Source organism: Catellatospora aurea, assembly GCF_042663325.1.
Taxonomy (GTDB): domain Bacteria; phylum Actinomycetota; class Actinomycetes; order Mycobacteriales; family Micromonosporaceae; genus Catellatospora; species Catellatospora aurea.
Genome location: NZ_JBHTAC010000003.1, coordinates 1 through 22,861, shown reverse-complemented (window position 1 = coordinate 22,861; position 22,861 = coordinate 1). Strand labels below are relative to the sequence as shown.

Below are 22,861 nucleotides of genomic sequence, written 5' to 3'. Positions count from 1 at the left end.
CCTTCTCACCTATACAGCTCCTCGCCCAAGATAGATCATCGCGGCGGGACTATACGTGGTCGCGGCGATCGCCGTCCGTCATCTATTCCGGACACCAGCTCAAACGGACTCCGATGCGGGGAAGACCGCGCCGACCGCCGGGGTCGGGGTGAACGTCGCAGGCATGCCGATGTAACCGTTGATCGCGCCGATCGACGGATAACGCAACGCGGCCTGCTCGTCGACGACGTAGTCGGGGATGCGGCGCAGGATCTCGTCCAGCATCACCACCGCCTCCACCTTCGCCAGGTGCGCGCCGACGCAGCGGTGCACGCCCGAACCGAACGCGACGTGCCGGTTCGGTGTGCGGTCCAGCCGCATCTCGGCCGGGCAGTCGAAGGCCGCCGGATCGCGGTTGGCGGCGGCGAATGCCAGCATCACCCGCTCCCCGGCCGCGATGCGCTGACCGCCGAGCACCGTGTCCCGGGTCGCCGTACGCGACATGAACTGCACCGGGGCCAGCACCCGCAGGAACTCGTCCACGGCCGTGGGCAGCAGCCCCGGGTCGGCGATCAGCCGGTCGCGTTCGGCGGGGTTGCGGTGCAGCCAGTGCAGGGCGTGCGAGACCAGGGCCGTGGTGGTGTCCACTCCCCCGGCGACGACGAGCCCCGCGGTCGCGATGACGTGGTCCAGCGGGAGCAGTTCGCCGTCGTCGCCGGTCGCGGTGGCCAGCACGCTGATCAGGTCGTCGGTGGGCTCGGCCCGGCGGGCCACGACCAGCGCGCCCAGCACCGCCATCATCTCGCCGACCGCGCTCATCGCCTCCGTCCACGTCGCGCTGCCGGGCGGCGAGTAGGTCAGCAGGTGGATCGGCCCGGCGTACCGCTCCCATTCCGTCAGCGGCACGCCGAGGATGCCGAGGGTGACGATCGCCGGAACGGGGTTGGTCAGCTCGGCGACCAGGTCGGCCTGGCCCTTCTCGGAGAACCGGTCCAGACAGGCGGCGGTGACCTGACGGATGAACGGCTCGCGGCGGCGGGACTGCTCCGGCGACAGCGGGCCGTTGAGCAGCCGGCGGTAGACGGTGTGCAGCGGCGGGTCCAGTTCCTGCGGCACGTTCAGGGCCGGGATCGGCGGGTTGCTGGTGCCGCGCATCGGCCCGGCCGGGTCGGTGTGATCCTGGTACGAGGAGAACACGGCGTGGTCGCGCAGGGCCTCCACCACGTGCTCGTACCCGGAGACGACCCAGGTCCCGCCGTGGGCGGCGGTGTGCGCGACCGGGCAGGACTCGACGTTGCCGTCGGAGATCTCCTGCCAGCGGTCGCGGTAGTCCGCGCCGTGGTGGTCGAGTTCGATCGTCGTCCGTGCCGCCGGGTCGTGTAGGCCGTCCGGGTGTGGCTGCATGGGCATCCTCCTCAGTCACCGTCCATGATGGACCGTGGCCGCCGCCCCGCCCAGCGGGAAGTTTCAGCCTCCCGGGCGGTGGTGCGCCGAGCAGGCCGGACCGATGATGACCGAGTGGTGGAACTTACCGTGCTGAGCACCGTGCTGCTGCTGTTCAAAGCTGCTTTCGCGGGCGAGGATCTGGACCGCAAGCTCGGCGCCGACGTCGTCTCCACCGTGCTGGGCGGGCTGCTGCGCACCGCGTCGCCCACCGATCCGGTGCTGCTCAAAGTGCTGGAGCTGGCCGAGAAGCTCGACATCAGGGACTACAAGCAGGCCATGGCCGCCGGCCACCGCTATCTCGCCGAGGCGCACCTGGGCCCCACCCTGCGCACCGACCGGCTCCACCTGGCCCGCGCGCAGCTCGTCGCCGCGGCCTCGGCGGCGGAGGCGATGGAGGTGCCGATGCTGGTGGCCAACGCGGAGTACGCCGTCGCCAAGTGCGACGCGCTGCTCGCCGCGCCCGCGGACGCCGCGATGGCGCTCGACCGCGCGACGGCGGCACTGGAAGGGGCCATCGAAGCCATCGACACCTCCGGAGCCGCATACCGCTGGCGCATGCTGCACGAGGCCAAGTTCACCCAGGACGGCTCGGTGACGAGCTGGCTGACCCGCGCCGCCGACCGCAACCTGATCAGTCAGCGCGACCTCGACGCGGCAGGCAAGGCAGCCGACACCCTGCAGCGCGAACTGCAGGAGCTGACAGCCCTGTACAGCGAGGTGCAGACCGCGCTCCTGGCCGGCACGGACGGGGCCCACCCGGTGCTGTGGACGCAGCCCACGGGCCAGACCGTGCAAGGCGGTCTCGACGCCAAGGCCGTGACGACGCTGGCCGGCGACGCCCCGGTCCGCGGGTTCGGCCTGAGTCTGCGGGTGGAGCAGCGCCGGGTCGGCCTCTCCGCGAGCGCGACACCCATCGTCGAGCTGGCACTGGACCTGACCGTGCACGACGACCGGATCCTGCACTGCCGCGGCGTGGTCCTGCCGTCCGTGGGGCCGCCGACCGCGGCGGCGGGTTCGGCGCCGTACCTGCGCGGGCTGACCGCGCTGCTGGCCCCGCTCAACCCGCCCGGGGCCACCACGTTCACCGTGCCGAAGGGCAGGCACCGCCGGGTGCTCACGCTGCCGCTCGACAACGACGCCGTGGACACCGTGAAGATCAGGATCTCGCGGCCGTTGTCCGGGGGACGGCAGGCCCCTACCGGGGCTTGCCTCTACATACCGCTGCCGCGGTGACCGCGGCAGATCGGTGGATCAGGTGCGCAGGTACGACGCGCCGTTGAGGTCGATGATCGTGCCCGACGCCCATTCCGCCTGCGGCGAGGCCAGCCAGTGCACCGCGGCGGCGACCTCCTCCGGCTGCGCGACCCGGCCGAACGGGCTCTGCGCGCGGATCTCGTCGGCCCGGTCGGACTTGAGGTGCTCGCTGACCATGTCCGTCTCGACGAAACCCGGCGCGACCGCGGCGACGGCGATGCCGTGCGGGGCGAGCGCGACCGCCAGCGACTGCGTCAGCGAGTTCAGCCCCGCCTTGCTCGCGCCGTACGCGACCTGGCCGGGTTCGCCGCGGAACGCCCCGCGCGAGGACACGTTGACAATCCGGCCGCCGCGCCCGCGCATGTGCCGTGCGGCGCACCAGATCGCGTTGGCCGCGCCGACCAGGTTCGTGTCGAGGGTGGCCCGCCACTGCTGCTGCCAGTCCTCGTAGGAGGTGTCGAAGATCGGGTGCGGGGTGAACACTCCGGCGTTGTTGACGAGCACGTCGAGCCCGCCCAGCGCCGCGGCCGCGCCGTCGACCATGGCGCGTACCGCCGCCGGGTCGGCCAGGTCGGCCTGGACGACGACGTGACCGTCGCCGGGCAGTGTGTCCCGCAGTTGCTCCGCGGAGCGCACCGACGCTCTGCAGTGGATCGCCACCCGGTCACCGCCGGCCGCGAACGCCTCCGCCACGGCCTTTCCGATGCCCCGCGAGGCCCCCGTCACCAACACCGCGCGTCCCGTCATGTCGATCATCCTGCCAGCCCGTGTCCCCGCCGATCAACGCGTTGCGGCCTCGGGCACCGACGGCGGCCGCCCTGGCTTCGGACCCACCGATTCGCGTGGTTAGTAGGATCAGGCAAGAGGTAGCGAGCATGGTTCTAACGTCCGCCCTGCTCACGCTGGTTAGCTGGTCTTGTCGATATCTCAGGGGTGCGAGAGTGCTCCGCGAATCAATGAGGCGGAACCATGCAGATCGCGATCGTCACCGGGGCCAGCTCCGGAATCGGGCAGAGTGTCGCCGTCCAGACCGCCAAGCGCGGCTCGGGCGTGATCCTGACCTACCGGGGCAACCCGGCCGGGGCGCTGGACACCGTGGCGAGCATCGAGAAGGAGGGCGGCACGGCCGTCGCGCTGCCCCTGGACATGGGCGACAGCGCGAGCTTCCCCGCGTTCCGCGCGTCGGTCGTCGCGGCGCTGCGCGACACCTGGCAGCGGGACACGTTCGATCATCTGGTCAACAACGCGGGCTTCGGGCAGATGTCGATGTTCGCCGACACGTCCGAGGAGCTGTTCGACCGGTTCATGCGGGTGCTGCTCAAAGGGCCCTACTTCCTGACCCAGACTCTGCTGCCGCTACTGGCCGACGGCGGCGCGATCGTCAACGTGGCCAGCAACTCGGCGATGCCGTCCGGAATGGAGCCCGGCTACTCCGCGTACGGGTCGATGAAGGGCGGCCTCATCGTGCTGACGAAGTACCTGGCCAAGGAGCTGAGCACCCGCGGCATCCGGGTCAACGTGGTCTCCCCCGGCCCGACCCGCACCGCCATCGCCGACTGGAGCCTGTATGCCGAGGCGGTCGCCTCGATCGAGGCCAGGACGGCGCTCGGCCGGATGGGCGAGCCCGACGACATCGGCCTGCTGATCGCGGCGCTGCTCGGCGAGGAGGGCCGCTGGGTCACCGCGCAGAACATCGAGGTCGCGGGCGGATACAACCTGTGATCCGCCGGTGTGGCGCGGCGTCGCGGGACGCCGTGTCACACCAGGGCCGAGGCCGTGCCGAGCGGCGAGTCGCGCAGCCGGGCCGCGTCCTGGCTGGGCGGCGCGCCGAACTGGCGGCGGTACTCGCGGCTGAACTGCGACGCGCTGTCGTAGCCGACGCGCAGGCCCACGCCGGTGACGTCGTTGGGGTGCGTGGCCAGCAGCAGCCGCGCCTCCTGCAGCCGGATCTGCTTCTGGAACTGGATCGGGCTCATCGCCGTGACGGCCTGGAAGTTGCGGTAGAACGCGGAAACGCTCATCCCGGCCAGTTTCGCGACGTCCTCGACCCGGAACGTCTGCGCGTAGTGCTCGCGGATCCAGCGCACCGCCCGCGCGACGTGGGTGAGGCTGCTGTCGGCCAGGCCGAGCTGGCGTACGACGGCGCCCTGCTCGCCGGTGACGAGCCGCCACACGATCTCCCGCTTGATCAGCGGCGCGAGCACCGCCGCGTCCCGCTTCCGGTCGAGCAGGCGCAGCAGCCGGACGACGGCGTCGACGAGTTCGGCGGGCGCGTCGCTGACGACCATCGCGGACGGCGCGGCGGCACCGGTGGGCGGCACGTCGCCAGGCGCGGCCTGCAGCAGCAGCTCGGCGACGGTCGGCGGGTGCAGGACGAGGCCGAAGCCCAGCGCCGGCTCGTCCGGGCCGGCCTTGGTGAAGTTGCCGGTGACCGGCAGGTCCACGGACGCGACGAGGTACTGCCCGGCGTGGTACTCGTACACCCGGTCGCCGAGCGCGATGCGTTTCGCGCCCTGCGCGATGAGCGCCATGACGCTGCCGGTCATCGACGGCGCGGGCCGGCTCTGCCGGTCGACCTTCGAGATCAGCACGCCGTCGATGGCGGTGGTCATGTCGGGCCGGGCGTGCCGATCCAGCAACGCGCGCAGTTCACCGAGGCCCATGACCCGATTGAAGCACGCTCCGACGGAGCCGCCGCCCGCGCCGGGCGTACCGCGGTGATCGCCGAACTTGCCGGGCACCTGCGCGAATCGACGTGCAAGATACGCACAGGTGCCTGGCAAGTCGGACGATCTTGGGGTGGGGCGGTCAGGCCGCGGCGGCCGCCATGCGCTCGCGCAGGGTGCGGGGGCGCAGGTCGGTCCAGTTGGTCTCGACGTAGGCGAGGCAGGCCTCGCGGGTGTCCTCGCCGAACACGGTGTGCCAGCCCGCCGGGACGGCCGCGAAGGCGGGCCACAGCGAGTGCTGGTCCTCGTCGTTGACGAGCACGAGGTAGCGGCCGTCGGCGTCTTCGAACGGGTTGGTCATGACTTCTCCTGAACATCAGCGCTGGCCTGAGCCGGCGGGTTTACGGTCGCCGGGACGAGCCCGGACAGGGTCGAATCCGGTCGGGCCACCGCGGCGGTGAGCACGCTCACCAGGTCCGCAGCGATCCGGTCGGCGGTGGCCCGGTCGAAGCGGGCCGTGGCGTACTCCAGCTCCACGTGCACCGGGGTGTCCCCGGCGGGCTCGTAGAAGCTGACGGTCAGCTCGGCACGTACCGTGCCGGTCGGGATCTGGTCGAAGCGCAGCACGCCGTCGCCGAGGCGGGCCTCCTCGTGGTGCACCACCATCACCCGCGGCCCGTCCAGGCCCGGCGCGGCGGCGTCGAGCACCGCCGCGAACGGCACGTCCTGGTGGTCGAGCGCGGCCAGGTCGGCGGCCCGGACCCGGTCGAGCAGCGTGGTGAACGCCGGGTCGCCGGAGGTGTCGGTGCGCATGACGACGGTGTTGTAGAAGCAGCCGGCCAGGTCGGTCAGCGCCTCCTCGGTGCGGCCCGCGACGAGGCTGCCGATCGGCAGGTCCGTGCCGCAGCCGTACCCGGTGAGCAGGGTCGCGAACGCGGCCTGCACCACCATGAACATGCTGGTGCCGGTGCGCCTGGCGAGCTCGTCGACGCCGCGGTGCAGGCCGGTGTCGAGCAGGAACTCGACCGTCTCGCCGCGCCGCGACACGACGCCGTCGCGCGCGCGGTCGGCGGGCAGGTCCAGGTCGGGCATGCCCGCCAGGGTCCGCGTCCAGTACGCCAGCTGCCGCGCGTGCCGGCTCGCCGGGTCTTCCGGGTCACCGAGCAGGGTGTACGCCCAGCGCGTGTAGTCGGCGTAGTCGACCGGCAGCGGCTGCCACGCCGGGGCGAGCCCCGCGCTCCGGGCCGCGTAGGCGGTGGCCAGGTCGCGCAGCAGCGGGACCACGGACCACTCGTCCACGCCCAGGTGGTGCGTGGTGAGCAGCAGCGTGCGCCGGGGCGTGCCGTGCTCGTCGGAGCCGATGACCAGGCGGGCCCGCAGCGGCGGCTGCTCGCCCAGGTCGATCGTCTCCCGGGCCAGCGCGTCGAGGCGCAACGCCAGCGGCGTGCCGTCGTCGGCGACCGGTTCGAGCACCCGCTCCCCCAGCGAGCGGCGCAGCGCGCCGTCGGCGCCGGCCACCGTGTGCAGCGGTTGATGCCGGGTGATCACGTCGCGCAGGGCCGCGTCCAGGGCGACGGCGTCCAGGTCGGACGCGGGCACCGCGAACGCGATGTCCCAGCCGGGCCGGTCGACGGCCCGGTGCAGCCGCCACGGGTGCAGCTGCACCGGCGCGAGCCGGTCGGCCAGGTCGCCGCCGGACTCCGCCATCGCGCCGCGGGCCGCCTGGTCGGCGGCGCTGGTGCGGACGAGCTGCGGGCGGTCGCCCGCGGCTGCACGATCCAAGCGTTCGGCCAGCTCCGCGACGGTCGGGGCGTCGAAGACGTCGCGGATCGCGAGGTCCGCGCCGAGCGCGGTGCGCACGCGGCCGATCAGGCGCATCGAGGCCATGGAGTGGCCGCCCAGGTAGAAGAAGTTGTCGTGGACGCCGACCTCGGGCAGGCCGAGGACCTCCGCGAACAGTTCCGCCAACTGGTGCTGCCGGGCCGTGGCCGGCTTGGCGTCGCCGGCCAGCGAACCCCAGTCCGGCGCGGGCAGCGCCTTGCGGTCCACCTTGCCGTTCGGGTTGACCGGCAGCGGGCCGTCGAGCACCACGACCAGCGACGGCACCATGTACTCGGGCAGCACCGCGCCGACGTGCGCGCGCAGCACCGCCGGGTCCGCCGCCCCGTCCGGGGAGACGTACGCGACGAGCCTGGTCGTGTCGCCGGTGCGGTCGGCGACGACGGCGGCCTGCCGGACCGTGTCGTGGCCGGCGAGCACCGCCTCGATCTCGCCCGGTTCGATCCGGAAGCCGCGGATCTTGACCTGGTTGTCGGCCCGGCCCAGGAAGTCGATGTTGCCGTCGGCCTTCCAGCGAGCCCGGTCGCCGGTGCGGTACATGCGCGCCCCCGGCCCGGCGAACGGGTCGGCGACGAAGCGCAACGCGGACAGCCCCGGCTTGCCGAGGTAACCCCGGGCCAGGCCGCGGCCGCCGACGTACAGCTCGCCGACGACGCCGACCGGCACCGGTCGCAGCCGCTCGTCGAGGATGTAGGTCACCGTGTTCGGGTCGGGGCGGCCGATCGGCACCGGCGCGTCCCACTCCGGCACGGCCCGCCACAGGGTCGAGTTGACCGTGGCCTCGGTGAGGCCGTACGCGGCGAACAGTTTCAGGTGGCCGGCCCAGCGGTTGATCAGGCCGGCCGGCACGGTCTCCGTGCCGACCAGCACGCACAGGCCCTCGGGCAGGTCGGCGTCGGGCGGCAGGATGGACACCAGCGACGGCGGCAGGATCGCGTGGGTGACCCCGTGCGCGTACAGCAGCTCGGACAGCGCCGCGCCCGGGGTGCGGGCCTCGTCCGGGGTGATGACCAGCGCGGCCCCGGTGCACAGCGCCATCGACACCTCGAACGCAAACACGTCGAAGCCGATCGAGGCGAACTGCAGCACCCGGCTGTCCGCGGTGACGCCCATCGGGTCGACCGCGGTCTCGACCAGGCTGCCGATGCCCTCGTGCGACACCGTCACGCCCTTGGGGCGGCCGGTGGAGCCGGAGGTGTAGATGACGTACGCGGCGTGGTCCAGGCCCGTCGGCGCGGGCAGCACCGGGCGGACCGGGGCCGTGTCGGTGACGTCGTCCAGCACCAGGACCGGGGTGTCCGTCTCGGGCAGCAGGCCCTTGGCCTTGCCCGTGGTCACCACCAGCGCCGCCCCCGAATCTTCGATCATGTACGCGAGGCGGTCGGCCGGGTGGTTGAGGTCCAGCGGCAGGAACGCGGCGCCCAGCCGGTTGACGGCGAGCACGGTCACGATGGTCTCCAGCGAGCGGGGCACGGCGACGCCGACCACGCTCTCGGGGCGTACGCCCTGATGGGCCAGGACCCGCGCGAGCCGCCCGGCGCGCGCCGCCAGCTCCACGTAGGACACCTCGCGCTCCCCGTCGACGACCGCGACCGCTTCCGGAGCACGGGCCACCCGCAGCGCGAACGCCTCGGGCAGGGTCAGCTCGGCCACCGGCCGCGCGGTCTCGTTGAACCCGCGCAGCACCTGGTCCAGCTCGCCCTCGACGAGCAGGTCCAGGTCGGCCAGCGGCCGGTCCGGCTCGGCGCAGACCGCGTCGGCCAGCCGCGCCAGCCGCCGCCCGAGCAGCTCGACCGTGGCCCGGTCGAACAGCGCGCTGCGGTACGTCAGCAGGCACTCCAGCTCGTCGCCCGCGCCTTCGAGGACCTCCACCACCAGGTCGAACCGGGCCGTGGTGGTCTCCAGCGGTTCATCCGAGCAGTCCAGGCCGGACAGCCCGGCCCAGTCCGCGGCGTGGTTGCGGTGCACGACCATGACCTGGAACAGCGGGTTGCGGCCCGGCGAGCGGGCCGGGTTGACCGCCTCGACGACCGCGTCGAACGGCACGTCGGCGTTGGCGAACGCGGCCAGGTCCGTCTCGCGTACCCGGGCCAGCAGCTCGGTGAACGACGGTGACCCGGACAGGTCGGTGCGCAGCACCAGCGTGTTGACGAAGAAGCCGACCAGGTCGTCGAGGCCCTCCTCGCCACGGCCGGCGATGGGTGCGCCGAGCGGGAGGTCGTCGCCCGCGCCGAGGCGGTGCAGCAGGGTCGCGGCCAGCGCGTGCGCGGCCATGAACAGGCTCGCCCCGGACGACGACGCCAGCTCGCGCAGGCGGGCTCCGGTCGCGGCGGGCAGGGTCAGGCTCACCGCGCCGCCACGGGCGTCCGGCGTCGCCGGGCGGGCCCGGTCGGTCGGCAGGGCCAGCTCCTCCGGTGCTCCGGCCAGGGCCTTCGTCCAGTACGCGAGCTGCCGCGCGGCGAGGCTGTCCGGGTCGGCCGGGTCGCCGAGCAGGTCACGCTGCCAGAGCGTGTAGTCGGCGTACTGCACCGGCAGGGGCGTCCAGTCCGGGGCATGCCCCGCCAGGCGTGCTTCGTACGCCGTGGTCAGGTCGCGCAGGAACGGCCCGTCGGACCACTCGTCGGTGGCGATGTGGTGCAGCAGCAGCGCGAGCACGTGCTCGTCCGGCCCGGCCTCGATCAGCGTGCCCCGCACGGGCAGCTCGCTCGCCAGGTCGAACGGGCGCGCCAGCACCTCGTCGACCAGCTGCGTCAGAGCGTCACCGCCGGGCAGCCCGCGCCGGGCGACGTCCGCCGCCATGACCAGGTCGAGCACCGGGCGGGCCTGGTCGGCGGGCAGGATGCGCTGCGACGGCTCGCCCTCGACCGCGGTGAACACGGTGCGCAGGGACTCGTGCCGGGCGACCACGTCGTGCAGGGCGTCGTGCAGCGCGGCCCGGTCCAGCGGCCCGCGCAGGCGGACGACCAGCGGGAAGTTGTACGCCGCCGACGGCCCCGCGAGCTGCTCCAGCAGCCACAGCCGCTGCTGGGCCGCCGACAGCGGCAGCTCGCCCTCGCGGGGACGGGCCACCAGCTCGGCCCGTGCCGTCGAGGCGGCAGGGTCGATCCGGGCGGCCAGCTGCGCCACGGTCGGGGCCTCGAACAGGTCCCGGATGGACAGCGTCGCGCCCAGCGCGGTGCGGGCCCGGCTGACCAGGCGGATCGCCAGCAGCGAGTGGCCGCCCAGCTCGAAGAAGCTGTCGTCCACACCGACCGCGGGCACCCCGAGCAGCTGCGCGAACAGCTCGCACAGCGTCTCCTCGGCCGGGGTCGCCGGGGGACGGCTCGCCGCGCCGGTGAGCACGGTCGCCTTGGGCAGGGCGCGCACGTCGAGCTTGCCGTTGACGGTCAGCGGCAGCCGGTCCACGGCCGTCAGGGCCGCGGGCACCATGTAGTCGGGCAGGGTGCGCTTGAGGTGCTCACGCAGCGCGGGCAACACCGTCTCGTCCGCGCCGTCCCAGCCGGGGCCGCGTACGACGTAGCCGGCCAGCCGCTTCGCGCCGTCGCCGGAGCTGTCCACGATCACCGCCGCGTGCGCGACGGCCGGGTGGGCGCCCAGCGCCGACTCGATCTCGCCCAGCTCGACCCGGTAACCGCGGATCTTCACCTGGTCGTCGGTGCGGCCGAGGAAGTCGATGTTCCCGTCGGCACGGCGGCGCACCAGGTCACCGGTGCGGTACATGCGCTCGCCCGGCGCGCCGAACGGGTCGGCGACGAAGCGCTCGGCGGTCAGGTCGGGGCGCAGGTGGTAGCCCCGGGCCAGGCCGATGCCCGCGATGTACAGCTCACCGGGCGAGCCGGGCGGCACCTCGCGCAGCATCGCGTCGAGCACGTACGCGCGGGTGTTCCAGATCGGCGCGCCGACGGTCGGGGTGTCGCTGTCCAGCGTGCCCCCGCCGAGCGTGTTGATCGTGTACTCGGTCGGCCCGTACAGGTTGTAGCCCAGCGTGCCGGGAGTGTCGCGGAGTGCGGCCCAGACCGCGTCGGAGACGGCCTCGCCGCCGAGCAGCACCAGCGGCGGCCGGTGCCGGCCCGGCCCGTCTTCGAGCAGGCCTTCCTCGATCAGGTGCTGGGCGTACGTCGGGGTCACGTTGACGACGTCGACGCCGTGGCGGTCGCAGTACGCGACGAGCGCGGGCGCGTCGCGTCGGAGCTGCTCGTCGCAGACGTGCACCTCGTGGCCCTCGACGAGCCAGAGCAGCTCCTCCCACGACATGTCGAACGCGAACGACACGGTGTGCGCGACCTTCAGGCGGCGCCCGCCCGCGGCCTCGATCACCGGGTTGAAGATCGCCTCCCGGTGGTTGAGCTGCATATTAGTGAGGCCGCGGTACGCCGTCACGACGCCCTTCGGGCGGCCCGTCGAGCCCGAGGTGAAGATCAGGTACGCGGGGTGGTCCAGCCGCCCCGCCACCCCGGGCGCGAACAGCGGCCGTTCCGCGTCGGCCAGGCCCTCGCCGGAGTACGCGGCCAGCTCGGCCCGGGTGACCACGTCGTCCAGCAGCACCAGGTTCGCCAGGCCGCCGGGCAGCCGGCCGGCGACCGCCGACGTGCTGAGCACGCACATCGGCGCGGTGTCCTCGATCATGAAGCCCAGGCGCTCGGCGGGCAGGTCCAGCTCCAGCGGCAGGTATGCCGCACCGGTGCGCAGCACCGCGAACAGCGCCACCACCATGTCCACGGTCCGCGGCAGGGCCAGCCCGACCACGGTCTCCGGGCCCGCGCCCCGCGCCAGCAGCAGCCGCGCCATCCGGTTGATCCGCGCGTCGAACTCGGCGTACGTCAGCGTCAGCGCCCCGTCGACCAGCGCCGTGACGTCCGGTGTCCGGGCCGCCTGCTCGGCGAGCAGGTCCGCGACGGTCAGCTCGCCGATGCCGTGCTCGGTGCGCGCCCACTCGGCGGTCTGCGCGTCGCGCTCGCCGGCCAGCAGCAGGTCCAGCTCCCGCACCGGCAAGTCCATGTCGGACACCAGCCGGTCCAGCACGGCCAGCAGCCGGTCCAGGACCGCCTGGGCGGCGGGGCCGTCCACGATGTCGGGTCGGTGGTCCAGCGCCAACCGGATCGCCCGCTGCGGGGTCACCACCAGCGTCAGCGGGTAGTGGGTGGCGTCGACGCCGTCGACGGCCTCGATGCCGTGCCGGGCGCGCAGGTCGGCGCTGCCGTCCTCGTCCACGAAGTTCTGCAGCACGTACAGCGTGTCGAACAGGGTCGCGTGCCCGCTGTCGCGCTGCACCTGCCCCAGGCCGACGTGGTCGTACGGCATCAGCGCCAGGCGCTGCTCCTGCACGCGGCGCAGCAGGTCGCCGACCCGCTCACCCGCCTGCGGCGCGATCCGCATCGCGACGGTGTTCAGGAACAGGCCGATGACGTCCTCGACCCCTTCGACCTCGCTGTGCCGTCCGGCGACGGTCATGCCGAACACCGCGTCCGGGCGGCCGGTCAGCGCGCCCAGGGTCAGGCCCCAAGCGGTGGTCAGCACCGTGTTCAGGGTCAGCCCCTGCTCCCGCGCCACCTGCCGGACCCGGTCGCCGACCTGCTCGGGCAGCCGCGCCTCGACCCGCTGCGGCACGGCCGGGGCCGGGGTGCGGTCCGCCGGGCCGATCAACGTCGGCTCGGCCAGTCCCACCAGGGACTCCCGCCACGCGGCGGCGGCCTCCTGCTCGTCCTGCGCGCCCAGCCAGGCCAGGTGATCGCGGTAGGAGCCCGGCACGGGCAGCCCGGTCGCGTCGCCGTCGCGCTCGTACAGGGTGAACAGCTGCTCGACGAACAGCTCCTCGGACCAGCCGTCCCACAGGATCAGGTGATGCGTGATGACCAGGCGGTCGCGGCCGCTCGGCATCCGGATCAGCAGCATCCGGCACAACGGCGGCCGGGCCAGGTCGAACCGGGCCACCCGGTCGGCGGCCATCAGCTCGGCGGTACGCGCCGCGGCCTGCTCGTCGCTCAGCTCCGCCAGGTCGGCAACGCTCACCGGCAGGTCCAGCCCGTCGGCGACGAACTGAGCCGGCCTGGACAGCCCCTCACTGGTGAACCCGGCCCGCATCGCCGTGTTGCGCGCCAGCAGCACCCGCCCCGCCCGCCGCAGCCGCTCCACGTCCACGCGGTAGCCGAGGTCGAACGCGTCCTGTCCGGTGTAGACGTCCAGCGTCGCGGTGTCGTAGCCGGCGTGGAAGAACAGGCCTTCCTGCAGCGGCGACAGCGGCCACACGTCCGACACCGGCCCCGGACTGACCGCGGCCAGCCGCTCCAGCTCGTCCGAGGTCAGCTCCAGCAGCGGACCCGTCGGGGTGTCCCGCCGCGCGGGCGCCGCTGCCGCGAGGGCGATCAGTGCCTGGTGCCACAGGTCGGCCAGCTCGTCGAGGTCGGTGGCGGCAAGTAGGCCATCCGGCCAGGTCCAGGTGGTGGTGAGGGTGGTGCCGTGCGGGCCCTCGGCGGCCACGACGTCGAGTTGCAGCAGGTGTGTGGCGGGCAGGCCGCCGTTGACCAGGGTGATCGCGGCGGACTCCGGGGCGGGCGTCCACGCGGCCCCGGTCGCGGCCGGGAAGCGGCCGAAGTAGTTGAACAGCACCTGCGGCGTCGCCAGGCGGGCCAGCAGCGGCGCGGTCTGCGCGTTCAGATGGCGCAGCATGCCGTGGCCGATGCCGCCGTCGGGCACCGCCCGCACCCGCTCGCCGACCGCCGCGATCAGCGCGACCGGGTCGGCGTCCGCGACCGGCAGCCGAACCGGCTGCACGCTGGTGAACCAGCCGACGGTACGGGACAGGTCCAGGTCGGGTTCGAGCTGTTCCCGGCCGTGGCGCTCGACGTCCACGAGCAGTTCCCCGGCGGCCCGGCCGTGGCGTTCCTGCCAGCCCCGTACCGCCGTGGCCATTGCGGCCAGCAGCCCATCGGTGATCTCGCCACCCAGTGCGGGCACGGCCGACAGCAGCCGCGCGGTCACCTCAGCGGGCAGCGAGGTGATCCGGCTGATGGCGGCGTCGGCGGCGACCGCACCGGGCAGCAGGTCCGCGCCGGGGGCGAGCGTCTTCGCCCAGTGCTCCAGTTCGCCGAGGCGCTGCGGCTGCTGCGCCTGGGCGGTCACGGCCTGGGCGAACCTGCGCAGCGACGTGTCCACGGGCGGCAGCGCCGGGGCGGTGCCCGACGTGGCGGCGTGCCACGCGGCGGCGAAGTCCTCGAACAGGATGCGCCAGGACACGCCGTCGACGGCCAGGTGGTGCGCGGCCAGCAGCAGGCGGCCCGGCCGGTCGCCGGCGTCGAACCAGACGGCGCGCAGCATGCTGCCCGCGTCGGGGGCAAGCAGCGCGGTCGCCGCGGCGGCGTGCTCGGCCAGCAGCTCCGGCAGCGCCGCCTCGTCCACGCCGGACACGTCCACGCGCGCCAGCAGGTCGGCGGCGAGCATGCCGGTCGGCTCGGTGCGCAGGGTCCACAGCACCGACGCGATGCGCTGCAGGCGTAGCCGCAGGCCGTCGTGGTGGTCGAGCACGCTCTGCAGCGTCGCGGCGATGGACCGCTCATCGGCCCTCGCAGGGGTGACGAGCAGCATCGGCATCGTGAACCGGTCGATCGCCGCGCCGGTGTCGCGCAGCCAGTGCACGATCGGCAGCAGCGGCACGTCCCCTACCCCGTCGCCCGAGGTCACCGCTGCCCCGGCCACGGCAGCGGCCGACGCCGGGCCTGCCGATCCGGCACCAGCCGGACCGGTCTCCGGCGCAGCGGAGGACATCCCGGTGGGCGAGTACAGCTTTATTGATGTGGCCACATCATTTTCGATGTGGTGCGACCGCGGAGCACCTGCCGCCGCGGCGAGGTCGGCCAGGCGGCGCGGGGTGCGGGCGGCGAGCACGTCGCGCGGGCTGATCGGCAGCCCCGCGCGCCGGGCACGGCTGGACACGCCGATGGACAGGATGCTGTCCCCGCCGAGGGTGAAGAAGTCGTCGTCCGGCCCGACCGGCGCGGTCCCGAGGACCGCCCCCACGATCTCGCACAGCACCGCGACCGGTCCGGTCGCGGCCTCGCCGGTGATCGTCCGACCTGCCTGGCACTCGTGCGTATCTTGACCGTGCTTTCGCCCACATACCTGGCAAGTCGGGTGATCAAGCGGCGCCGGGTGACCGGGGGCGGTCTGGCGGGGGGCGGGCAGGGCGGCGCGGTCGAGTTTGCCGCTGAAGGTGCGCGGGAGGGTGTCGAGGACGACGAACGCGGCCGGGACCAGGGCCGGGGGCAGCGCGGACGTGGCCGCCTCACGGAGCGCGGCCGGGTCGAGGACGCGACCGGAGGCCGGAACCGCGTAGGCGACGAGCTGGATGCCGCCGGGGCCGTCGGTGCGGGCGATGACGGCGGACTGGGCCACGTCCGGGCGGCTGGTCAGCCACGACTCGACGTCGGCCGGGTCGATGCGTACACCCCGGATCTTGATCTCGTGGTCGGTGCGGGCCAGGTAGGTGAGCGTGCCGTCGGCGGCGCGGACGACGAGGTCGCCGGTGCGGTACATGCGCTCGCCGGGCGCGCCGGCCGGGTCGGCGACGAACCGGGACGCGGTCAGCGCGGCGCGGCCGAGGTAGCCGCGGGCCAGCTGCGCGCCGGAGACGTACAGCTCGCCGGGCACGCCCACGGGCACCGGGCGCAGGCAGTCGTCGAGCACGTGCAGGCCGGTGTCGGCGACGGGGCCGCCGATCGGCACGGCCGGGCCATGCTCCCCGCCGTTGGGCCACCAGGTGACCTGCACGGCGGTCTCGGTCGGGCCGTAGAAGTTGTCCAGGCGGGTGCCGGTCGCCGACTCCCAGCGCCGGGCCAGGTCACCGCTCAGCGCCTCGCCACCGCAGGAGACCCAGCGCAGGTCGCGGGCCCACGAGCAATCGGCGAGCAGGTCGTCGGCGAGCAGGAACGCCTCCACCATGGACGGCACGAACGTCGCGGCGCTGACCCGGTGCGCCCGCATGAGCGCGGCCAGCTCGGCCGGGTCGTGCTGCGCGCCGGGCTCCGGCAGCACCACGGCCGCACCGGCGGTCAGCGGCCAGAACAGCTCCCACACGGAGGTGTCGAACGTGGCCGGGGCGAGCTGCAGCATCCGGTCGCCTTCGTGCAGCCCGAACGTGCGCTGCGACCACGCCAGCTGGTTGCCGATCGCCCGGTGCGTGACCAGCACGCCCTTGGGCCGCCCGGTGGAGCCGGAGGTGTAGATGACGTACGCGGGGTGCTCGGGGTCCACGGGTGCCGGCGTGCCCGCGGCCTCGTCGGTCCCGGCGAGCACGTAGGACAGCCCGGCCCGGCGGGGCAGCCGGGACAGCAGGTCCGGGGTGGTGACCACGGTGGCGACCCCGGCGTCGGCGAGCACCGCGTCGAGGTTCGGCGACGCCGGGTCGACCGGCACGTAGGCGGCCCCGCTGTACAGCACGCCGAGCATGGCGGTGACCTGCCGGGCCGAGCGCGGCAGCGCGACGGCGACGACCTGCTCCGGACCGGCGCCCCGGGCGGCCAGGCGCGCCGCCAGCGCGGCTGCGCGGGCGGTCAGCGTGGCATAGCTGAGCTGCTCGTCGGCGGCGATGACAGCGGTCGCCTGCGGGGTGCGGGCGGCCTGCGCGGCGACGAACCCGGCCAAGCCGGTGCCATGTGCGCCGGGGACCGGAGGCCCTTCGTGCAGCGGATCGGCGGTGGACTCGCCGCGCAGCGGCGCGGGCGCGTCGCCGAGGTCGATCGCGCCCGCGGGCACATCCGGTGCGGTGAGCACGGCGTCGAGCAGCGCGGGCAGCCCGGTGCGCAGCCGGGCCAGGGTCGCCGCGGGAAGGCGCGCCGGGTCGTGCTCGATGACCAGCGACAGCTCGTCGCCGGGGGTGGCGAGCAGGCTCACCGGGTAGTGGGTGGCCTCGCGGTAGGACACGTCCGCGACGCGGACCGCGCCGGAGGCGTCGCGCAGGTCGCCGTCGGCGGGCAGGTTCTCCACGGTGACGAGGCTGTCGAACAGCTCGCCGCCGCCCGCGAGGCGGGTGATCGCGGTCAGGCCCAGGTGCTGGTGGTCCAGCAGCGCGGTCTGCGCCGCCGCGAGCCGGGACAGGACCTCGCGCAGCGGCTCGTACGGGGCCCAGCTCACGCGGACCGGGACGGTGTTGATGAACAGGCCGATCATCGACTCGACGCCGGGGGTGTCGCCGTCGCGGCCGGACACGGTGCTGCCGAACAGCACGTCCCGGCGGCCGGTGAGGCGGCCCAGCAGCAGGCCCCACACGCCGTACAGCAGGGTGCTCGCGGTCACGCCGTACGCGCGTGCGGCGGCGGACAGCCGTGCGCCGGTGCCGTCGGGCACGGCCACGGGCACCAGCCGGACCTCGCCGGAGGCGTCCTCGGCCACCGGTCCGGCGACCAGGGTCGGGCCGTCCACCCCGGACATCGCCGAACGCCACGCGCCCTCGGCCACCGTCTGGTCGCGGGCCGCCAGGCGGCGCAGGTGCTCGCGGTACGGCGTCACGGCGGGCAGCCGAACGTCGCCGGTGGCGTACAGCGCCATCAGCTCCCGCAGCGCGACCGTGGCCGACCAGCCGTCGGTGACGATGTGGTGGTGCGTGAACACCAGCGTGTGCCGGTCGCCGCCGTGGTCGACCAGCAGGTGGCGCACCAGCGGCGCGACGGCCGGGTCGAACACGGCCGCCTTCTCGTCGGCGAGGATCTGCGCGTGCAGCTCCGCCGACGACGCGGTCTCCATGCGCGACAGGTCCACCTGCCGCCACGGCGCGGTCGCCGTCCCCGACACCGCCTGCACGAGCCGCCCGTCGGCCAGCTCGTGGAACGACGCGCGCAGCGGCGCGTGCCGGGCCACGATCGTGTCCACGGCCCGGCGGACCGCGTCGGCGTCGACGGGCCCGTGCAGCTCGACGACCTGCTGCACCTGGTAGCTGCCGTCCCCGGTGTACGCGTGGAACAGCAGCCCCTCCTGCAGGGGCGACAGCGGCAGCACGTCGTCGAGCCCCGGCACCAGCGCCGCGAGCGCGTCCACGTCGGCCTGGACCAGCTCGACCAGCGGGAAGTCCGACGGGGTGTGCCCGCCCGCGCCCGGCACCGCAGCGGCCTCGGCCAGCTCGCCGAGCGCCGCGAACCAGCCCTCGGCCAGCTCCCGCACCGCGTCCTCGGTCAGCAGGTCCGCCGGGAACGCCCAGGTCACCCCGAGCGCCGGCCCGTCCGGGCCCTCCTGCGCGAACGCGTTGACCTCCAGCGTGTACGGCGCGACCGGCATCGCCGCGTCGTACCCGCCGGCCAGCATGCCGACGGCGGGCAGTGCCGTGAAGTCGCCGGCCTCGTCGACGCCGAACCGGCCCAGGTAGTTGAAGCTGAGCTGCGGCTGCGGCAGAGCGGCCAGCAGCGGTGCGGTCTCCGGGTTCACGTGGCGCAGCAGGCCGTAGCCGACGCCGTGGTCGGGCAGGGCGCGCAGCCGCTCCTTGACGTGCTTCAACGCCGCGCCCAGGTCGTCGGGGTCCGGGCCGAGATCGAGCCGCACCGGGAAGATGCTGGTGAACCAGCCGAGGGTGCGGGACAGGTCGGCGCCGGGCACGATCTCCTCCTCGCGCCCGTGGCCTTCGAGGGCCACCAGCACGGGCGGGGTCGGCATGTCCCGGGCGGCCCGCCACCGGTTGACGGTTGTGGCCAGCGCGGTGAGCAGCACGTCGTTGACGCCCGCGTGCCAGGCGGCGGGCACCGTGGTCAGCAGCGGTGCGGTCGCGGCGGCGGGCAGGTGCAGGGTGAGGTGGCGGACGGAGGCCAGGTCGGCGACCGGGTCGAGGGCCCGGTGCGACAGGGCCGGGTCGCCGCCGTCGAGCAGGCCGGTCCACAGGTCGAGTTCGGCGAGCCGGTCGGGGTGCTCGGCGGCGGCCGTGAGCTGCTGGGCCCAGGTGCGCAGCGGGGTCCCGATCGGGGCGAGCCGGGGCAGGCGGCCCGCGGCGGCGTCGGCGTACGCGGCGGCCAGGTCGGGCAGCAGGATGCGCCAGGTCACCCCGTCGACGATCAGGTGGTGCAGCATGACCAGCAGGTGCCCGGGGGCGTCGGCTCCGGCATCGAGCCATACCGCCTGGAACATCACGCCGCCGGTCGGGTCGATCCGCTGCCCGGCCTCGTGCGCGGCCGTGTCCAGCCGCTCGCGCAGCGTCTCGGGGTCCGGTGTGCCGTCGATGCGGTGGAGCAGGTCGGCCGCGGCGACGGTTCCCGGTGCGGTGACGACGAGCCGTCCGGCCCGGCCCGGGGCGGCCCGGTCCAGGCGGGAGCGCAGCACGTCGTGGCGGTCGGTGACGGCCTGCAGCGCGGCGGCCAGGGTGGCGCGAGTCGCACCGGCGGGCACGCGTACGGCGAGCCACTGGCTGAACGCGTCGATGTCGCCGCCGCAGCCGTCCAGCCAGGACATGATCGGCGTCAGCGGCAGCTCGCCGACCCCGGCGAGCGGGTCGTCGGCGCGGGCCGGGTCGGCGGCGACCGCGACCAGCGCGAGCCGAGCGACGGTGCGCTGCTCGAAGACCTGCCGCGGGGTGACGGTCAGCCCGGCGCGGCGGGCCGCGATGACGAGCTGGATGGACACGATGCTGTCGCCGCCGAGGGCGAAGAAGTCGTCGTCGACGCCGACCCCGGTCAGGCCGAGCACCTGGCCGTACAGGTCGCACAGCAGCCGCTCGCGGTCGTCGCGGGCGGCCTGCCCGCCGGTCATCGCCGTGAAGTCGGGCGCGGGCAGCGCGGCCCGGTCGAGCTTGCCGCTGGTCGTCACGGGCAGCCGGTCCAGCACCACCACGGCCGCGGGCACCATGTGCTCGGGCAGGAAGCCCTGGGCGTACGCGCGCACCTCGGCCGGCGTGACGGCCTGCCCGTCGCGGCCCACCAGGTACGCGACGAGCCTGGTGTCGCCCGGCCGGTCCTGCCGGACCACCGCGACGGCCTGCCCGACGGCGTCGTGCTGCAGCAGCACCGACTCGACCTCGCCCAGCTCGACCCGGTACCCGCGGATCTTCACCTGGTCGTCGGTGCGGCCGGTGAAGTCGAGCCGCCCGTCGGGCAGCCAGCGCACCAGGTCACCGGTGCGGTAGAGGCGCTCGCCGGGCGCGCCGAACGGGTCGGCGACGAACCGGGTCGCGGTCAGGCTGGGCCGGTTGAGGTAGCCGCGGGCGAGGCCGGGGCCGCCGAGGTACAGCTCGCCGAGCTCGCCGACGGGCACCGGGCGCAGCCGCGCGTCGAGCACGTAGCAGCGGGTGCCCGGGTCGGGCACGCCGATGGGCACGCTGGCCAGCGGGTCCATGTCGGAGTCGCACAGGCCCAGGGTCGAGTTAACGGTCGCCTCGGTGGGGCCGTACGCGTTGAACATCTGCCGGCCGCGGGCGAAGCGGGCCACCAACGCGGTCGAGATGCGCTCGGTGCCCGCCAGCAGCGTCGCCCCCTCGGGCAGGTCGCAGCCCTCGGGCAGGGCGGCCAGCAGCGCCGGGGGCAGGATCATGAAGGTGATGCCGTGGGCGCGGGCGTACTCGGTCAGCTCCGGCCCCGGCACTCGCCGCTCGGCGGGCACGACGACCAGCCGCGCCCCGGTGAGCAGGCCCAGGCACAGGTCGAAGAACGCCACGTCGAAGCTGGGCGAGGCGAACTGCAGCACCCGGCTGTCCGGCCCGACGCCGAGCCGCTCGGTCGCCGTGGCCAGCAGTTTCACCACTCCGGCGTGGGACACGACGACCCCCTTGGGCCGCCCGGTCGAGCCGGAGGTGTAGATCACGTATGCCCCGCCGAGCGGGCTCAGCGGCCCGCCCCGGTCCTCATCGGAGGGTGCGGTCTCCGGGGCCGCGGCCAGCTCGGCCGGGGTCGCGGCGTCGTCGAGCACCAGCACCGCGGCCGGGGCCGGCACCGGCGCCGGGGCGGTCCCGTCCGGCAGCGCGGCCGCCGGGTCGGTATGTCGCGGCAGGACGAACGCGAGGTCCGTCGTCGTGACCAGGCACACCGGGCGCGCGTCGTCGACCATGTACGCGATGCGGTCGGCCGGGTAGTCGGGGTCGAGTGGCAGGTAGGCCGCGCCGGCCTTGAGCACGGCCACCTGCGCGACGATCATCTCCGCGGAGCGGGGCAGGCACAGTCCGACGACGCGCTCCGGGCCCGCGCCGCGGGCGATCAGCGTGTGCGCGAGCCGGTTCGCGGCCGCGTCGAGCTGGCCGTAGGTGAGGCTGATCTGCTCGTACACCAGCGCGATCGCGTCCCGCCGCGCCGCGACCTGCCCGGCGAACAGCTCCGGCCAGGTCGCGGGCGGTTGCCCGCAGGCGGTGTCGTTCCACGCCACGAGGATGCGGTGCAGCTCGGAGTCCGATACGGGCTGGGACACGGTCTCGGTCACGAGGAGACACCTTTCGGGGGCGGTACGGGTGGCGCGGTGGTGGTGGCGGTGGGGCGGGCTCAGCCGAGCAGCGGGACCAGCTGGTCCAGCGCGTACGGGATGCTCAGCACGGTGCCGAAGGACAGCGGGGCGCCGAGCGGCGGCGTCTCGTAGGGCAGGAACACGGCCCGGTTCTCCTTGGCGAACTTGAGCGTGGCGTCGGGCACGGTGAAGCCGAGCTGCGTCATCAGCACGACCTTCGGGTCGCTGGGGGCGAACACGGCGTACTTGCCCGGCTCGTACGGCTCGACGACCGCGACGGTCTTGCCCGCGAACTGCGGGTTCCTGGCCTTCAGGTCGGCCAGCCGCTTGTCGATGTCGGCGATCAGCTGGGCGGCCTTGGCGGACTGGCCCAGGGCGCGGCCCGCGTGCATGGTCATCTCCTGCCAGGGCGCGCTGTAGTCGTCGTAGCCCTTGACCTGCGCCACGGTCGGCGCGATCTGGGTGATCTTGGTGCACTGCTCCTGGCTCATGACTTGTGCGACACGGTGACGGGGAACGCTGCGCCCTGAGCTGCGGAACCGCCGGGCGCGGGGGTCGCGGCCGGGTCACCGCCACACGCGGTGAGGGCCAGCGCGGCCACGGCGAGCGCCGCGGTCAGCCGGCCGGCGACCGGCCACACACGACGTGCGCCGGTTTGCTTCGGCAGGGTGGACATGACTATCCCCTCGGCTGCGGACGGACAACTGAGGGGATGGTAAAGTAAGGCTAACCTAATTTCAAGATTCACCGCTTTTGCCCAGCTAGTGCCCGGTCGTACGGTAAGGCAAGCTCACTTAAGATGACGGCCATGAGGTGGACGTGACCCCGCTCCCGGTGCTCGACCTGCGCCGCCGACGAGCAGGCCGTCGCCGCGGCGCTCGCGGCCACTGGCATGACCGAGCACGCCCACCGGCCCGTCACCGACCTGAACCGGCGCGACGGCCGCACCGTGGTGATGGTGCTGCACGACCTCAACCAGGCCTGCCGGTACGCCGACCACCTCGTGGTGATGCGCGACGGGCGGATCGCCGCCGAGGGCGACCCGTGCGCGGTGGTGACGGCGGAGCTGGTCACCGAGGTGTTCGGGCTGGACTGCCAGGTCGTGCCCGACCCCGTCACCGGCACCCCGATGGTCATCCCGCTGAGCCGCCACCACCCCGCCCGGACCGTCACGGCGTGAGACGCGGCGGCGGCCCGGCGAACACCTCGTCCTCGGCGAACGCGGTCCGGCTGCCGCCGGACACGGGCGCGGCGGGGCGCAGGCCCGCCGGACCGGCGACGCC

10 protein-coding genes are annotated in these 22,861 nt (G+C 74.2%); 3 read left to right on the top strand and 7 right to left on the bottom strand.

Features of this window, described 5'->3' with window-relative positions; genetic code table 11:
* Window positions 1-99: 99 nt before the first annotated feature.
* Complete coding sequence (locus tag ACFQO7_RS03640) at window positions 100-1,383, bottom strand: cytochrome P450 (protein ID WP_376805030.1); 1,284 nt, start codon at window positions 1,381-1,383, stop codon at window positions 100-102.
* A gap of 114 nt (window positions 1,384-1,497) precedes the next feature.
* Here ACFQO7_RS03640 and ACFQO7_RS03635 point away from each other — a divergent pair, with 114 nt between their 5' ends.
* On the top strand, window positions 1,498-2,658 hold the full coding sequence (locus ACFQO7_RS03635; RefSeq protein WP_376805029.1) for a hypothetical protein: 1,161 nt from the start codon (window positions 1,498-1,500) through the stop codon (window positions 2,656-2,658).
* Window positions 2,659-2,676: 18 nt separating this feature from the next.
* Here the strand turns inward: ACFQO7_RS03635 and ACFQO7_RS03630 are convergent, their stop codons facing one another.
* A complete protein-coding gene (locus ACFQO7_RS03630) occupies window positions 2,677-3,426 on the bottom strand; it encodes an SDR family NAD(P)-dependent oxidoreductase (protein ID WP_376805028.1) in 750 nt (249 codons plus the stop codon).
* 222 nt (window positions 3,427-3,648) lie between these two features.
* On the opposite strand from ACFQO7_RS03630, the gene ACFQO7_RS03625 reads away from it, so the two are divergent.
* The gene (locus tag ACFQO7_RS03625; protein WP_376805027.1) at window positions 3,649-4,401 is read left to right on the top strand and encodes an SDR family NAD(P)-dependent oxidoreductase; all 753 of its coding nucleotides are present in this window, start codon (window positions 3,649-3,651) and stop codon (window positions 4,399-4,401) included.
* A 35-nt stretch (window positions 4,402-4,436) separates the two neighbouring features.
* On the opposite strand, the gene ACFQO7_RS03620 is transcribed toward ACFQO7_RS03625, so the two are convergent.
* From ACFQO7_RS03620 to ACFQO7_RS03600, 5 genes are all read right to left on the bottom strand, one after another.
* Entirely contained in the window at window positions 4,437-5,342 is a 906-nt protein-coding gene (locus ACFQO7_RS03620) for an AraC family transcriptional regulator (protein WP_376805026.1), read from the bottom strand.
* 145 nt (window positions 5,343-5,487) lie between these two features.
* A complete protein-coding gene (locus ACFQO7_RS03615) occupies window positions 5,488-5,706 on the bottom strand; it encodes an MbtH family protein (protein WP_361052872.1) in 219 nt (72 codons plus the stop codon).
* Window positions 5,703-21,557 carry an amino acid adenylation domain-containing protein gene (locus tag ACFQO7_RS03610; RefSeq protein WP_376805025.1) on the bottom strand — a complete coding sequence of 5,285 codons (15,855 nt, stop codon included), beginning with the start codon at window positions 21,555-21,557 and terminating at the stop codon, window positions 5,703-5,705. Before ACFQO7_RS03610 ends, ACFQO7_RS03615 begins: the two co-directional genes overlap by 4 nt.
* Before the next feature lie 59 nt (window positions 21,558-21,616).
* Window positions 21,617-22,069 (bottom strand): ABC transporter substrate-binding protein, encoded by a 453-nt coding sequence (locus tag ACFQO7_RS03605; RefSeq protein ID WP_376805024.1) that lies wholly within the window; start codon window positions 22,067-22,069, stop codon window positions 21,617-21,619.
* Window positions 22,066-22,254, bottom strand: coding sequence for a hypothetical protein (locus ACFQO7_RS03600; RefSeq protein ID WP_376805023.1), 189 nt, complete (start codon window positions 22,252-22,254; stop codon window positions 22,066-22,068). The genes ACFQO7_RS03605 and ACFQO7_RS03600 overlap by 4 nt, the downstream gene beginning before the upstream one ends.
* 216 nt (window positions 22,255-22,470) lie before the next feature.
* Here ACFQO7_RS03600 and ACFQO7_RS03595 point away from each other — a divergent pair, with 216 nt between their 5' ends.
* Window positions 22,471-22,758: an ATP-binding cassette domain-containing protein gene (locus ACFQO7_RS03595; protein WP_376805022.1), complete on the top strand. Its 288-nt coding sequence runs from the start codon at window positions 22,471-22,473 to the stop codon at window positions 22,756-22,758.
* The last annotated feature ends 103 nt before the right edge of the window (window positions 22,759-22,861 follow it).

Coding starts and splice junctions, on each gene's coding strand:
- ACFQO7_RS03620 (WP_376805026.1), bottom strand. CDS start 5,342: ATGGGCCTCGGTGAACTGCGCGCGTTGCTGGATCGGCACGCCCGGCCC.
- ACFQO7_RS03600 (WP_376805023.1), bottom strand. CDS start 22,254: ATGTCCACCCTGCCGAAGCAAACCGGCGCACGTCGTGTGTGGCCGGTC.
- ACFQO7_RS03630 (WP_376805028.1), bottom strand. CDS start 3,426: ATGACGGGACGCGCGGTGTTGGTGACGGGGGCCTCGCGGGGCATCGGA.
- ACFQO7_RS03640 (WP_376805030.1), bottom strand. CDS start 1,383: ATGCAGCCACACCCGGACGGCCTACACGACCCGGCGGCACGGACGACG.
- ACFQO7_RS03595 (WP_376805022.1), top strand. CDS start 22,471: ATGACCGAGCACGCCCACCGGCCCGTCACCGACCTGAACCGGCGCGAC.
- ACFQO7_RS03615 (WP_361052872.1), bottom strand. CDS start 5,706: ATGACCAACCCGTTCGAAGACGCCGACGGCCGCTACCTCGTGCTCGTC.
- ACFQO7_RS03605 (WP_376805024.1), bottom strand. CDS start 22,069: ATGAGCCAGGAGCAGTGCACCAAGATCACCCAGATCGCGCCGACCGTG.
- ACFQO7_RS03625 (WP_376805027.1), top strand. CDS start 3,649: ATGCAGATCGCGATCGTCACCGGGGCCAGCTCCGGAATCGGGCAGAGT.